Origin of the sequence: Ginsengibacter hankyongi, from assembly GCF_008710285.1 — a bacterium.
Taxonomy (GTDB): domain Bacteria; phylum Bacteroidota; class Bacteroidia; order Chitinophagales; family Chitinophagaceae; genus Ginsengibacter; species Ginsengibacter hankyongi.
In genome coordinates, this window is the sequence record NZ_VYQF01000003.1 from 439,632 (window position 1) to 455,366 (window position 15,735).

Consider the following 15,735-nt stretch of genomic DNA (forward strand, 5'->3'; position numbering starts at 1 on the left):
CAATACTATATATCTGCAAATCCTACCAATTCTCTGATTTAAAAAGTCAATTTTTTTTCTTTAGTAACACAGCATCTGCGACAACTACTCCTTTACTTTCTTTATTTGAAATTTCTACATAGGGTTTACCACTGGGATTTAAATTAAAATCACCTAAATAAACCCATTCACCGGAGGTTTGCCCTTTAACTTTGATTTCACTTGGCCGTATTTTTTTAAAACGTTTTTTTTCACCATCATAAATAATTACCGTGATGTTATCAGCCATTTTCTGCATTTTTGGAACATAAGTATAGACATGATAGCTACCCGCCTTTTTAATCGCCGGCATAAACCGCGCTGATGCAAATTCATTTGTTTTGGAATCACTTACTAACATGGATGGGCCATAACTTCCTTTTTTCATTTTTTTCCATGTTCCTGTCGTTTTTACGCGGTCTTTATCTGCATCATCTACCAAAATGTCTGGCTTGCTTCCATCCAATAAAGGATTTTCTTTTAAAATCTTTTGAATATCTATCGCGGACACTTCTTGCAAAGCCAGTTTTTTGTCTATTGCTATTGAGGCTGCCACCGCCGCAGATTGGGCTAATACCATAAACACCGGTTCCATTCTGATGGATCCGTAAGCTATATGACTGGCGGATAAACAAACAGGGACTAACAAATTCCTGCATTCAGCTTCTTTAGGAATAATCGCTCTATAGGAAATAGGAAAAGGACTGAAACCTCCAATTTCCACATTTCCTTCGTTCTTTACCATAGTTGTCCCGTTCTTTACAATTACAATTCGTTCACAATTATGGGAATCCATTGTGTAAGCGGCCAATCCTATACCGTCTTCAACTACAGTTTTGCTTTCACAATTAGCCTGCGTCATTACATAATCTCCCACTATTCGCCTTGATTCCCTGACATACATCTGAGGAGACCAATGTCCATTGTCACTATATTCATCTTTAGGGTATCCCCATTGCAACATTAGTTCCCGCAACTGTTGTGGCATCCTGTTATCATGACCGATGAAATACAAAAGTCCTTTTGAATAATTTTCATGTGCAGCCGTGATTTTTTTCCTCGCCGCATAACTTGCCTCAGGGTAATCGTAATTCATACCGATCATGTCCGTTGAAAAAGGGCCATTATTATTAATGTCAGTTTTTGCATTAGGCATCAAATCAAACTTTAAAAAAGGTCTGAGGTCTTTTGCCTGGACTTTATTGATATACCTTAAAAGCAGTTCATATCTGGATGAATCATAGTCAATCGGACGGCTGATGGCAATGCGGTTAGAAGGATTATTGGTTAAACAGATACGAAAATTATAAGCCTGCACTTTTTCATCGCCGGACCCTGGCCTAGCTAATCTTGCATTAGTAATGCCCCATAATAATCCGCTTAAAGAATCACCTGTGATTTTATAAGGATCAATTCCATCTGGAAACTGGTGCCGTTCTCTTAACTGCACTCCATTATTCGTTTCTCCATACAATGCATTTTCCTCTCTTCCTACAGTATAAGATATTCCTGACCTTGCCATAAGATCGCCTTCATAAGAGCAATCAATAAACATCTTTGCCCGAATTACCCAATCACTTGAGTTACCCGGATTTACAGATGATTCAACTGTAATTTCCCGAATGTAATTTTTTTCCTTTTTGACATCTTTTAACTGGTGTTGATAAAGGACTGATACTTTAGCTGATTGGATATAAGATTGAAAAGTCTTTTCTGCAACTGAAGGCTCAAAAATCCATTGTTCAAAATTTCCGTAATGTCTTCCCAGGCGGCGATAGAAATCCAATGCCAGGCCACTTATTACATATTTGTTTCCAATATCGGTGTAACCAAGTCCTCCGGATGTAAGTCCGCCCAAATGGCTGCCCGGTTCAATTAACAAGACGCTCTTACCCATCTTTTTAGCGCTGTAAGCAGCAATAACACCGGCCGAAGTTCCACCATATATACATACATCTACCTTTCTTACGGCCTGGGCCTTTGTGTCCTGAAAGGCAAATTCAAAAAATAAAATTAAAATAAAACAGATGCGCATATTATTAAAGACAAGTTTATAAAATTAAATAAAGTGCTCATACTAATAACAAACAAATTGAATCTCAAAACAGAAATTTTTAGATTCTCTTCTTATTATCTTTCCCTGCCAGTCACTCCTTTTTTCCAAACAAACCAAGCTCCAAAAGGATATCTTTCAAATTTATTTCGGTCTCTTCACCATTTGGTACTTTCCCGGATTGCAATTCTTTGTGCTCCTTGTTTCCTCAGGGCTTGCGTGAGTTGAATTCTTAATAATTATTTATTGCCCTTTTAAGAAAAGCTTTTTTTGAACCAATGTGTATTGTTGCAGAAGAAATATTATTCTTTAATGCCCAGTCTTTCTCAAATGAAAAATAATCTATCAGTTCGTTGGGTTGCCCGCACAACTGCTGATAAACCTGTTCCATAAACATCTTCCATCTTGGAAAGTATAATGTTTTTAATACTCCGCTCCAATCCTTATTAGCATATTCATGCAGGGTTGTTGCGGGATTATCAGATCCCCAGAAAGAAACTTGGTCACGGGCATTTTTTTCGAATAAGTCTTTTTCATAAGGTGTTTTTCCAAGGGCGCGAGCCGCATCGATCCAGCTATCAAGTCTAAAATTCTTATCAAGGCTTAAAAGTGAATCATCCACCAAAATCAACTTCAAAAAACGGTTAGCCTTTTCTTTAAATAATACCGAATCCTTTTGTGCATAAGCCGATTCCATTTGATTGTATATCACATCTCCTTTATTTGCCAGCACTTGTCTTGAAAAATCTATCGCGTCAATAAGCCACGTTTCAGTCTCCGACATAGAAGCATAGGTCGAAAGAAACAACCTCACACCAGTTGCAAACCAGGCTGTATCATAGTTTCGCTTACGTTTACCAAAAGCAGAGACGTGTTGGATATTCCATGCAGGCCTTGCACATAAAATGTTTTCGGGCAAGCCATCCATTTCTGAAAAACTGCAGTAAACTGTTTGGAAAAATATTTTCCATGCTTGTTGCAGGGTATCATTATTACTACCATAACGGTATTGGACATATTCTTTTATCCAATCCTTTACGGCAACCTTTTGTTCCCGCCATCCCAGATCCAACATCAGGTCATACACTACGGGATTATTATGAATGCCTTCAGGCATTACACCTATTCCTTTACAAAGATTTTTATATTGTCCGGTATTAATTCGATTTACTTCATCTGCAAACAACTGTAGTTTACCATATAGACCAGATTTTTCTCCATAATTATTTACGGTACACCAAATAAAAGGTGTGCCATCGAATCCCTTTCTTCTTTCCCAATCATTTGATTTTTCTCCGGCCAGCTCCAGTACCAATACCTTCGATCTATCCAGACCAGCCAATAATTCTTTCCTCGGATTTTCCTCCCACCCTTGCAAAACCCAGGTGCTGTTTGGGAATACCCGTTGCATTTCCGTTTGAATAAGGTTTCCTGCCTGTGTTAAATCAACACCTTTTGTACTGCCACCTTCATGAAAGGGATCGCCGCCAAAGAAATGAATACTTTTCCCATATAATTTCTCAACTTTTTCATAATAAACATTAGCCATTCTATGAAATAAAGTATCACCCGGAAGCAGGAAATCCGGACGCTCAAAACCTCCGGTCCACTCACCTTGTGTTCGAATTGCTGCCTCTGGAAAATGTTTTTTTAAAGCACGCGGTACCATTCCATAAAACCCCTGAAATACCGGTTCTATGCCAAGCTCCTTCATCCTGGCGAGTATTTTTTGTTCTAGGTGCCTGCGCCGATCAATCATTCGTTGAGTTACAGAGCCGCCCCACCCTTCCAGATTCCCCATTAACCACCAGGCATTAAAAGCGGGTCCGGGGATAAACGCTTTGATCTCTTTATCAGAGAACCCAAATTTCTCAAGTGTTTGTTGCCAAACCGCTTCCGTCCCTATAGTAGCCAGCATTAAATTCACACCATGTAATGCCATCCAGTCAAGTTCGTGCTCCCAGTCTTTCCAGGAATAAAAACTCATGGTATAATTCAGCGTGCAATAATTAAGCGCATAGTGATATTTGAAAGCGGAAGTAATATGTATTTTCTTTTTCAGAACCGGTAAAGGATATACGGGCGACAGGTTATCACCCATGTGAGATATGGAGCGATGGCAATAATACTGTAAATACCAGTTCAATCCCATAGAGGCAGCATTCGCATCCGACGCTCCAATCACAATTTGATCTCCTTTTGAAGACAGTTCAAACGCTTGCATGCCAGCAGAAAAGGATATTTTTTTGAAGAGCAGATGATTTGCCAACCACGGTACTCTGCGTACCGCCAGTTGCTGAATCTGGTCAAATGTCCCGGCAATGGATTTTAATGAAAGCAACAACAAGAGTACAGAAAGTATTTTTCTCACCGTTATATTTTATAAATCTTTTGAATTAATTTCCCCCAACTTTAAAACTTCTTTTTCCCATGACAAAGGTTTTTCCACATCTACATTTATTACATTAATTCCTTGAAGAAAAACATTCGCTCCTGAATGATCTATTTTAGAAATAGTTCGGACTTGCAAACCATCTACATCAACTGCTATGACTGGAATGCGTGGATCCAGTTCCTCTGAATTTAACATGAACCCATTAATTTGTATATTTTTGGCATGCCTCACAAATAAACCTGAGGAAGGAAGTTCTTTCCATGCAGTGGGTTGCGGATACCCTTTAATATCTTCTTTAACTTTTTCGGCACTTTCAATATAATCACCTTTATTTATTCCACCTTTATTAAAAAACTGCACGTTGGAAAGAGATAAATTTTCAACATAATGACCCGGAATTCCGGTTATGGATGAACAATAGTTGCCCGTATTATAAGCCACCACATTACTTATAACAATATTCCGCATTTTCCCGACCGGTGGCTCCGGAGCATCTTTGAAATGTTTTCTTCCCCGGTTCCCCAATCTCACGAACAACGGGCATTCGGTTCCATACATAGTAATATTATTGATACTCACACCATCCATTATCCCTCCGTCCACTATCTCTAGTGAAAGCCCTGCAATGCCGATCGAATCTCCATATAGGCGATCGGACCCCTTGCTGGGCATGATAACACAATTTGAAATAGCAATATTTTTAAAACCTCCGGTTGATTCCGTACCGGTTTTGATTGCATTACAAAAACTTGAGATCACACAATTAGTAATAACAATATCTTCAGAAGCTGATTCTCCGGTACTTTTTAAACACACAGCATCATCATCAGTATCAAATACTGAATTAGAAAGTAAAAATCTTCTGCATCCGTCAATATCAATCCCATCATTATTCCTATTGGCATGATTATATACATTTATTTTATCAACCACCACATCTTCACAATGGAGATAATGTTGATTCCATAAGCCTGAATTACGCATATGAACACCTTCCACCCGTATATTCTTACAGGAAATGAAAAGAATATTACGTGGCCTCCCATCCATGTCACCCGTACGTGCCTTAGGACCGGGCAATTGGTCGGCTCCATTTCCATCAATAGTTCCGAAACCCGTTACGGCAATATTAATGGCATCGAGTGCATAAATAAGAGAACGCCAGCCGCCGGTATCTTTAAGGGAGCGATAGGATGGTTGGGGTTGCAGGGGAAAGTCCTTTCTGTCAGTACTAGCGTATATAACAGCTCCGATTTCTAAATGAATTTCTACATTATCTTTCAATACAAGAGTGCCCGTTCTGAAAACACCCGCAGGGATAATGACCTTTCCACCACCATTTCTATAACACGCACCTATCGCATTATTTATAGGGATGGTGTTTAATTCCGTAACGCCGGCTTTCGCTCCAAAATCTGTAATCAAAAAATCTTTTGCAAGACCTTCTTTTGTGGTGATGCATATCAATAGGCACCAAACAAACTTTTGCATAAGAGCTTTAATCATGCTTTTTGATTTTTAGTATGATGAATTGTTCAAAATAAGTGATTTTGAGTTCAACTTTCAAGTTCTTTAGTCTGCTAGCCAGCTTTTTAAAATATCGGTTAATTTTTCCACTCCCGGGGTAGGTAAAATTTGTAATTGTTTACTTGCATTTTTATGTTTGCAGGCTGCCCTTATTACCGACATATCTTTATCTATATCCGTCACGTTTTCAGTATTTCCAGTCCCATCACTTACACCCGTTATTAAAATTTTGTTGGGCGAAATACTCGCTGCCAAGTCAGGAAGGTCATATATTCCAATAGACCCTGCAACAGTACTTTGAATAAAGTGAGGATCATAATGGTGATTCATGACGATTGATCTGTATGAAGAATAGGGGCTGATGAGCGCCAGTTTTTTAATATTTTTATGAAAGGCAGCGGCATGTAATAATACGGGAGCCATTTGTTTTATTGCCAAACCGTAAATTTCTTTAAAGTGAAGTTGATTTTCAAGCAGGTGGGACAATCTTACGACATCACCCGCCTGTATTCCAACTATGCTCCTGCCAATAAGCATTGAAGCGAACCATAAATTGTAAGAAACACTATCAATATAGGAATCCCCATGAAATATTCCAGGCCCAAGTTCACCGGTGCCGACAATATCAGGAGCTAAAACAGTAATATTATTTTTTACAAACCACTCCATTTGTTCACCGGCACCTGCATCTGCTGTCTTTCCCATTGGATTTAAATAGATAAGTGCTTTCCCATTGGGAGTTTCAGGCTTGAGTAAAAGATAAGGAATCATATAATTGCCCTCACCTTTGATAAGATATTTTTCAATAACATAACCGTCCCGCTGAATCCTGCCTGCAAACATTGACTTTCCATTTGACTTTGGTTCTTCATATCCCGAAAGTTTTTTAGCTGAAGCCAACATTTTAGTTAAATAAGCAGGAAAATCTTTACGTTCGGATTCTAACTTTTCCATTCTTTTTTCTGCATCCTTTCGATTTAAACTAAATGCAGTTTCACCTTTGAGGGATGTAGCTAACTGCCCTGTTGCGGTTACCTTCAATTCGTTTTCTGGTAAAGATTTCGTTTCCTGATCAGTTGAATCTCCGGGATTATCCAAAAACTTCTGGAAAAAAGCATAAAACGCTTCCCTGTTGCTTTTTGTAGAGGCATGTGGTGCATCATCAGTTACTATTCCGAAATTTTGCTGTTTGCCGTAAGCCTGATAAAGCCTCGCTACCTCTTTTGCTGTTTCAATTGCGCCCTGAATGGGGAACATATCGCGACTGGTAGTGACCATAAGCACAGGTTTAGGGGCACGTGCCAATAATAAATCAGCCATATCAATTCCCCGTTTAATCCCATAAAAAAAGTTCTGCTCAGCATCCTGTGGACCCATAGACTCATACAATCTGGTAAAATTTGTAAAATAATTACGTGGAGCCGCTGCCATTATCCTGTTATCAAAAGCAGCAATATAAGCGCTTTGTGTTCCACCACCGGAACCACCCGTTATTCCTATTCTAGCAGGATCTACTTCTTTTCTTGTAAGCAAATAGTCAACTGCCCGAATCCCATCCCAAATAAAGTCGCCAGCCAGGGTATTACCGGTTATAAAAAGTTGAGCACCTGGATACGAGTGTTCGTAGGATGGATATTTAAATATTGATTTATTTGTTTCAGGATTAAAATACTGGAGTCTTTCTCCCTGCCCCATAGGATCAAAGGCAAACACCACAAATCCTTTTTTAACTAAATTTAAAATTTCATGCTGATAGATATCCGCACGATATCCATTATTAGAATGCCCACTACAGTAAACTATTGCAGGAGCCTTGCCGTTCTTTAAATTATCTGGAATAAATAATGTTGACGTCACATAGTAATTTGGTTGCGATTCATACACAATATCCTCTAAGTGATAGCCATCTTCACTAAAAGTATTAGTAATCCTGGCATTTAATGGTGTTTTTTGGGGAAAAGGACCAACTGTTTCTTTAAGGGTATTTTTTATCCATTGCTGTCTTTGCTTCCACTCAGATAAAGAATTTATTCGGGAAATTTCATCTGAACGTTTATTGAGATAAAAATATGCCTGATTAGCCAAGTAATGATATAATGAATTTGGCGCATCGGTAAACCTCATCCAATGTTGGGTTCCACGAATATCGTCGAACTCCTTTTGGGCATAAATAAACTTGTTGAATAATAATAATATAAGGAGAGAAAGAATACTAGTTTTTAAAAATTGTTTCATTTTTATTATTGTCTAAATTGGTTTAACAGGATGTTCTATCTTTTAAAAAATTATATTTTAATTATGTTGGAAGTTATTTTTTACATAACCATTTCGCCTCTTGAAATATCTACCCATGCATTTTTATATTCTTCATTTTTCAGTGTTAGGTGCTAATGTGCAACTGCCACAATCACTGGCGTGCAGATCCGATGCATATTTAATATTTTGAAATGTATTTAAATTAAACTTTATATTAGATGAATGTTGGATGTAACCTGCATACTTAGAGTATTGGATAATATTATTCTGAACGGTGATATTTTTTATTATTGCAGATGTAGTTGGCTTTGCATTCATCTCTACCCCATTACCTGCATTATTCGAGATGAGGCAATTTTTTATTATAACGTTTTGAGTTGTACCAGCATCAGGTTCAATATCTATTCCATCCTGTGGCGCCGTACCATGGGTATTTAAAAATGCACATGAGTCGACGATTATGCCATCTCCATTAAGTATACTTAAACCTTGTCGGCGGTTATTACTGCACGTAACTCTTAAAAGGGTGATATTTTTACAATCAACTCCGGAAGCGCCATAAAGCACTATCCCGTCACCCCAACATTCTGTAATGAAAGAATCTGTTACTTTCACATTTCTGCTTCCAGCAATAGTAATACCATACCCTTGTTCACACTTATGTGCGCATTCCGGGCCAGAATGTTTTTCACGTTCTCCTATGATTTTACCTCCTATAATAGTTACATCATCTGCTTTTTGAATTAATATTACCCTATACTTACCTGAATAGGTCGGGATAGCTATAAGTTTTCGGCTGGTATCAAACATATTCAGCTCCACATTGCTTTTCATTTTTATTGAACTGTCCACATCAATATAATAATTACCCGATCGTACTTTAACGATACCCCCCCCTAAACCCGCCATGGAATCAATTGCTTTTTGAAATGCCCAGGTATCATTAAGGGTATCGGTACCATTTGCCCCAATATCATTTACCCATATTTCCGGCTTTATCCTTGACTGCGCATTCCCTTCACTGTACTTTAGCAACGAAAAAAGGATTCCCGATAAAATGATAATGAATTTTATTTTTGTACTACCCATAGTTTATTCATGTAATGGTCGCTTTTTCCAGCGAGTCGACTTGTTTCTATTGTCTTAAACTTTAATTTCTTATTGCCATAAACGGTTTTGCTGCAAAGCGCTGTTTAATGATAATTCTTTAAGTGGTATTGGAAATAAATTATATTTTTCGGATACACTTGTATAACCCTTTGTTACATATTTAAGAGAAGCTGGCATAGTAGCATTCAAATCTGTTTCCATCTCTTTCATTCTTGGAATGAAAATACCCCAACGTATCAGGTCAAATTTTCTGAGTCCTTCAAAGCAAAGCTCCCTTGCTCGTTCGCTCTTTATAGTATCCCTGAAGGCAGAAGGAGAAAGGTTTGAAATATCAACATTGGATGTTGCAATGCTTGCCATAGCTGTGGCAGCTAAACCTACATAAGTAAAAGCAGCACCCGTTATATTAGCATCAGATGCGCCACTATTTTGTGTAGGTGGTATATCTGTAGAGGTTCCTGATGTTGTAACAGTATAAAGTTTACTACCATAAAACACTTGCGTACCTGCCAGATACGACGTGTGGGTTTGCCAAGCATTGCCTATTATAATAGTAGGAACACTCGTATAGCCATAGCCAGGATCCACTACGCCAACCGCGGTTACCTTACCTGTAGCTGGAGACACGGAAGCTTCCGCTGTAGCGCCGGTTCCACCGCCGCCTGAGATAGTAACCGGTATAGTATTAACAGTTTTGAGATATCCTGTATTACCGGTGGCAGAAAGTACTATTTGACTTACTACGGTAACAGAATCAACAGGTGTAGTAGTAGGCAAACCATAGGCGCGCCTTCTTATTGAATTGATTGCCTCATAAGCTTGCGGTGTCGGACCGTTAATTTCGTTATCAGCTTCTGCATACATTAGCAGTACATCCGAGTACCTTATAATTGGATAATTTGTGGGACTATACACAGTACTTAATGGTCGAACAGATTCGTATTCCCTGGGCCATTTACCACAAACCCTTGAATAAATGTCAGTCGGCGGGATAATAACTTTAATAGTCCCGTTACTTTTATATATGCTGTAAGGTGCAATTACCCAATCACGCCTTAAATCACCTGCACCATATAACTTATATAAAAAAGGAGTTGCGCCCAAAAATCCTTCGGCATACATATCCTTATTTACATTTCTAACCGCCATTACCTTTGCCCATCTTCCTCCTATTGCCTTTCCCCCCATATTATTTCCATAGAAATCGATTTCCCATAATACTTCTTTATTAGCATCAAATAAGTCCGCACATTCATTAATAAAAATTTGTTTATAATCAGGATTTAAAGAATGTACATGAGATTGAATTACACTATCTGCCCATGCTCTTGCTTCTATATATTTAGTAACATCTTTCAATGGTTCGCCTGCCATTTTAAGACAAACCCTAGCCAGTATTCCTTCAATTGCTGTTTTTGAAACATGTATAGGAGTTCCATTTGTATTGTAATCGTTTACAATATCTTTAGCTTCCTTCATATCTTTTAGAATTTGATCGTAAATATCTTTTGAAGGAGTAGCCGGATTGTTAACTTTTCTGCTATCAACAGTTGGTTCTAATAACATGGGAACATCGCCCCACATAGTCACCAGTTGAAAATACATAAAGGCTCTTAAAAACAAAGTCTCGCCTTTAATTACATTTCTTTTATTTCCATCCATTACCGGTTTATTGATGTTAGCAAGCAGGTTATTAGCCAAATTAATACCTTCGTATAAGGCATTCCAGGTGTTATTAATTCCTGCATCTGATACGACAATGTTATAAATACCTGCAAATGGAGCTGAACTGGTATTTTTATAAAAACCCTCATCATTGCCGATTACATCATTAAAGGACAGGGACAAGCCATATGTGCCGGTTTCAGCAAGAGAACTGTAAACACCGGCAAGTGCTTCATTCAATTGCTGCTCATTATTGTAATATTGTTCCGGCACAACAAAGTCAGTTGGCTTTGTATCTAAAAACTTTTTGCATGATGTGACGCAAATAGAACTTAAGACTATTATTAAAATTATTATTCTTTTCATGCTTTTTTTTTAAAATGAAACGTTTAGGCCAAAAGTTACCGTTTTCGCATAAGGGTAAACTGAGTAATCAAAAGCAGGCTGCAATGCAGAACTCCCAAATTTTGAAACTTCAGGATCAAAACCTGTGTATTTTGTCCAGGTATATAGATTTTGAGCAGCGGTATAAATACGCAGATTACTTATTTTAATCCTCTTGAGCATAGCAAGAGAAAAATTATAGCCTATCTGAACTGTTTTGAGTTTTAAGTATGATCCGTCTTCTATGACACGCGTGGAATAACTCAAATTATCAGGCCCTGCACCTCCGCTGGCATAGTATTTATTGCTCGGGTTATCAGGCGTCCATCTGTTGGCATAAGAAGCATACATATTCTGCCCATTATTATAACCTCCACCTTCAAAAATGAGCCGGTTGGCATTCATGACATCGCCGCCGACGGAGAAGTTGAAGAATACGTTCAAATCAAAATTTTTGTAGGTAAAATTGTTTGAAAATCCGCCGGTAAATTTGGGATTAGGATTTCCAATGATTGTTTGATCGTCAGTATTTATTATACTATCTCCATTCATATCCTTATATTTTATATAACCTGGATTTATCGTACCAGCATAAGCTGGAACCCCATGCTTTAAGGTATAAACACCGGTTGAACTTTTATCAAAATCCTCAAGTTGATAATTGCCTTCCCAGTTATATCCATAAAACAAAGCAAGCGGCTTACCAACCTGGGCGATATATAAGGGCACACTTGAAGTTAAAGTACTCCACGCAGCAGTTGTTAATCGTTGCGTTTCACCATCGGAAAGAGCAAGCACCTCATTTCTGTTGAAAGAAATATTGAAGTTTGTATTCCAATTAAAGTTTTTACGGTTAATATTTATGCTGTTTAAAGTAATTTCAAGCCCTTGATTCTGTACTTTTCCAATGTTCTTTAATGCGGTAGTAAAACCAATTGATCCTGGTACTGCTGCATTTAAGAGAAGGTTTGAAGTCACTTTCTTATATACATCAGCATTAACGGATATCCGTTCGTTGAATAAACCAAAATCTAAACCGATATCGCTTTGTGTTGTGGTTTCCCATTTCAGGTTTACATTTCCTAATGTTGTGAAAGTTGAAGCATTAACAGGTACATTATCATAACTATAACCTCCACTTGCAGGAATACTGATTCTTGATAGATAGGCAAAATCTGAAACACGATTGTTACCGGTGGAACCATAACTTACCCTGACTTTCGCATTTGAAATAAAATGTACTGGTTTCATGAAATTTTCCTGGCTCAAACGCCAGGCGATGGCACCCGAAGGAAAATAACTCCATCTGTTTTGAGAAGCAAACTTTGAAGAACCATCTGCTCTTATTGATCCTGTTAATAAATATTTTGAGCGGTAAGAATAATTAACTCTTCCCAAAAATGAAGCGAGTGTAAAATTTGATGAAGTCGAACTAATAGAAATTGGAGTTCCTTCATCAATGCCTGATGTTCCAAGTTCTTCATTAGGAATATGATTCGCAGAAGCGCCATAGCTTGATACGTTTGTACCTTGCATAGTAAATCCAGCTAACACATTCAGTTGGTTGTCTGCATTCAGCTCCTTATCATAAGTAAGTGTGTTTTCATTCAGCCAGCTTGTTAATTCATTATAAGTAACAGATCCGCTAACTCCATTGTCCTTTCCAGTGTTAGTTAAAGGGCTTCCTTTAGGAGTCTGAGTATTATCAAAAACATCATTCCTGGTTTTTGTTTTAGTTAATCCCCCTGTTACTCTTAGCTTAAAATACTTAGCAAATGCGTATTCTGCATAAGCGTCAGTAGTTAGAATTTCAGATACTTTTTTTCGCAATTCATTTTTTGCTGTTTTTATTGGATTGAAGCCTTGCAAAGCGCCAACAAATTCAGCATCATCATTCTCTATTCCATCTTCGGCTTCATTTATTTTTCCAGGTACTGGCCGAAAGGCCCAAACACTAACCAATAAATTTCCTTGATAAAAGCCGTTGCCACCTAAAGCAGGGCTTGTCCCATACTGATTCAAATAACTATAATTAGTATTAATTCCAACATTCAGATTTTTATTAACCTTCTGATCCAATCTGATCCTGCCCTGGTATCTGTCATAACCGGAATTAACAATAATACCAGCCTGGTTTGAAACCGAGCCGGAGATACTGTACCGAGTGCCATTTGACCCTCCACTTAACGAAAGAAAATAGTTTTGGAAAGGGTGAGTGCCTAAGAGGGTGTCCTGTAAGTCAACTCCCTTAAAATCACGATAATAATCTAAAGTTCTTCCATCGATAAGATAGGTCGAATCAGCATAAGTGGGATTCCTTTCTTCTGCGTATTTCACGTATTCATAAGGGCTCATCAGGTCTATTGTTTTATTATTCTGCTGAAAGCCATAATAAGAATTGAAATTAATAACAGGCTTACCAATCTTGCCTTTTTTGGTTGTAATGAGTATGACGCCGTTTGCACCTCTTGCACCGTATATTGCAGTCGAGGAAGCGTCTTTCAATACTTCGATAGATTCTATTTCAGCCGGATTAATGGCGTTATTATCAGGATTTTCCATTGGAAACCCATCTATAACATATAATGGGGAATTATCCTGAGTAAGAGAATTGCTTCCACGGATGGTAATATTAACGGAAGCACCAGGCTGTCCATCATCAGCAGCGGCAGTAACTCCGGCGAGCCTTCCAGCCAGGGCATCTTCGAAAGATCTTACAGGCGCTTTTTCCAGATCGGCCATTTTTACTGATCCTACTGCCCCTGTAAGATCTTTTTTCTTAACGGAGCCATAACCTATTAATACTACCTCATCTAGTTTTGTATTGTTTGGAGTCAGCTCTACATTTATAATGTGCTTCGCATTAATTCGAACCTCCTGTTGTTCAAAGCCGATATGTGTAAAAACCAAAACAGAACTACCGGCAGGTACCGTGAGATTATAATTTCCTTTTGCATCGGAGATAGCACCTGTTGAAGTTCCTTTTAATTTTACGCTTACTCCCGACAAACCTTCCCTGGTGCCTTTAGAAATAATGTGTCCGGTAATGTTAGTTGGATTTTGGGCAAATCCCTGAACAGAGAACCTGCAAAGAAAAATGCACATTACGATGAATTGTTTTGATTTCATGTCGTTATATTTGGTAAGAAATGATCGGGAAAAATGAAAAAAGCATTTTTTTGGTAATTTTATATTATAAAATATAATTTTACAATAGTATCCAAATGTATAAAGAAATTTATTCTGAGCAAATTATTTTTATTCTTTTCGAAAAGGAGTATTGCAACAGATTACAGCTGATTAATCTTTATGAATTTGATTTTTTTGATTTCGATAGTATCAATGGCTTTGCTTTTGAATAGTTTACCATCCAAACAATCGCATCAAAAATCTAAAAAAACATTACTATAAAAGCAAGTGCCCACATGCTAAATTTCATTGAGACAGGAGTATAAATCTTTGCTATTCGTATACTCTCTGGACAAGCGTAGTAAGTCTTGTTTTACTTCCCAGGATAGGATTCTCAAATACCCTTTCTCATTATAATAGGGACCCCGAGCACCATTTTTGAAAATAAAATAGTCGAAACCCGTTAATCCTAGATTGGCCGCTTTCCATCTTTATCTACCAGATGCCATTTACCAACAATTCCGGTTTATAACATATGGGCTATCAGTATTATGAATCATTTTTAAACCTCGTTTTTATCCTAAACAAGTATTTCGTTATGAGAGAAGTATTATCTCTTATAACACCTTTGGCACTTATCACCAGGTTGCTCATTTTAAGGAATAATGAGGTACAGCTGAGGCCTGGCTCAAAAGCAAGTCATTCTTCCTACCCTGTTTTGCTAATGTACCTTTTATAATTGCTTGTCGATTTCGTATTCACGCCTTGTTACAATTGCGGTTTGCCTTTATACAATCAATTTCACAATATTTATAAATTAATCGCTTTATTATCAATTTTATAGGTCTTTACATCCTTCAGCAAAATATTAGGAAGTATAGATCCTGTTCCACCTTTTCCAGGTGAACCAAGCACTACCTTTTCAGGTTCCTGCTTTTCATTAAACGAATTAATGTAACGGTATACCTATCCTGAAAATAAAGTTCAATTCTTCAGACAAAGGTTTCATTCATTGAAGTAAGTATTGCTTACAGTAATTGCCCAATAAAATTGCCTCATCCCCATTAACCGTCCATTACAGTGGTTTATGAGCGGTTACTTTTCCTTTTTCAATTTCAGGCATCAGGCTTTGACCTTCAAAAGGAAGAATGGCTTTTCCTTTAAACATTTTCGGGTATCCTACTTCCGTTAGTTCGCA

Annotated in this window: 7 protein-coding genes; all 7 read right to left on the minus strand. The window is 37.8% G+C overall.

Going from position 1 to position 15,735, the window contains the following annotated elements:
• Nucleotides 1-46 precede the first annotated feature (46 nt).
• Entirely contained in the window at nt 47-2,053 is a 2,007-nt protein-coding gene (locus tag FW778_RS14145) for an FAD-dependent oxidoreductase (protein ID WP_150415402.1), read from the minus strand.
• A 250-nt stretch (nt 2,054-2,303) separates the two neighbouring features.
• Complete coding sequence (locus tag FW778_RS14150; RefSeq protein ID WP_150415403.1) at nt 2,304-4,442, minus strand: alpha-N-acetylglucosaminidase; 2,139 nt, start codon at nt 4,440-4,442, stop codon at nt 2,304-2,306.
• A gap of 9 nt (nt 4,443-4,451) precedes the next feature.
• Nucleotides 4,452-5,972 (minus strand): glycoside hydrolase family 28 protein, encoded by a 1,521-nt coding sequence (locus FW778_RS14155; RefSeq protein WP_150415404.1) that lies wholly within the window; start codon nt 5,970-5,972, stop codon nt 4,452-4,454.
• 66 nt (nt 5,973-6,038) lie between these two features.
• On the minus strand, nt 6,039-8,228 hold the full coding sequence (locus FW778_RS14160; RefSeq protein WP_150415405.1) for an alpha/beta hydrolase family protein: 2,190 nt from the start codon (nt 8,226-8,228) through the stop codon (nt 6,039-6,041).
• Between the two features lie 132 nt (nt 8,229-8,360).
• The gene (locus FW778_RS14165) at nt 8,361-9,338 is read right to left on the minus strand and encodes a right-handed parallel beta-helix repeat-containing protein (protein WP_150415406.1); all 978 of its coding nucleotides are present in this window, start codon (nt 9,336-9,338) and stop codon (nt 8,361-8,363) included.
• Nucleotides 9,339-9,407: 69 nt separating this feature from the next.
• Complete coding sequence (locus FW778_RS14170) at nt 9,408-11,390, minus strand: RagB/SusD family nutrient uptake outer membrane protein (protein ID WP_150415407.1); 1,983 nt, start codon at nt 11,388-11,390, stop codon at nt 9,408-9,410.
• 9 nt (nt 11,391-11,399) lie between these two features.
• Nucleotides 11,400-14,537: a SusC/RagA family TonB-linked outer membrane protein gene (locus tag FW778_RS14175; RefSeq protein ID WP_150415408.1), complete on the minus strand. Its 3,138-nt coding sequence runs from the start codon at nt 14,535-14,537 to the stop codon at nt 11,400-11,402.
• Nucleotides 14,538-15,735: the final 1,198 nt, after the last annotated feature.

Coding starts and splice junctions, on each gene's coding strand:
- FW778_RS14145 (WP_150415402.1), bottom strand. CDS start 2,053: ATGCGCATCTGTTTTATTTTAATTTTATTTTTTGAATTTGCCTTTCAG.
- FW778_RS14155 (WP_150415404.1), bottom strand. CDS start 5,972: ATGATTAAAGCTCTTATGCAAAAGTTTGTTTGGTGCCTATTGATATGC.
- FW778_RS14160 (WP_150415405.1), bottom strand. CDS start 8,228: ATGAAACAATTTTTAAAAACTAGTATTCTTTCTCTCCTTATATTATTA.
- FW778_RS14165 (WP_150415406.1), bottom strand. CDS start 9,338: ATGGGTAGTACAAAAATAAAATTCATTATCATTTTATCGGGAATCCTT.
- FW778_RS14170 (WP_150415407.1), bottom strand. CDS start 11,390: ATGAAAAGAATAATAATTTTAATAATAGTCTTAAGTTCTATTTGCGTC.
- FW778_RS14175 (WP_150415408.1), bottom strand. CDS start 14,537: ATGAAATCAAAACAATTCATCGTAATGTGCATTTTTCTTTGCAGGTTC.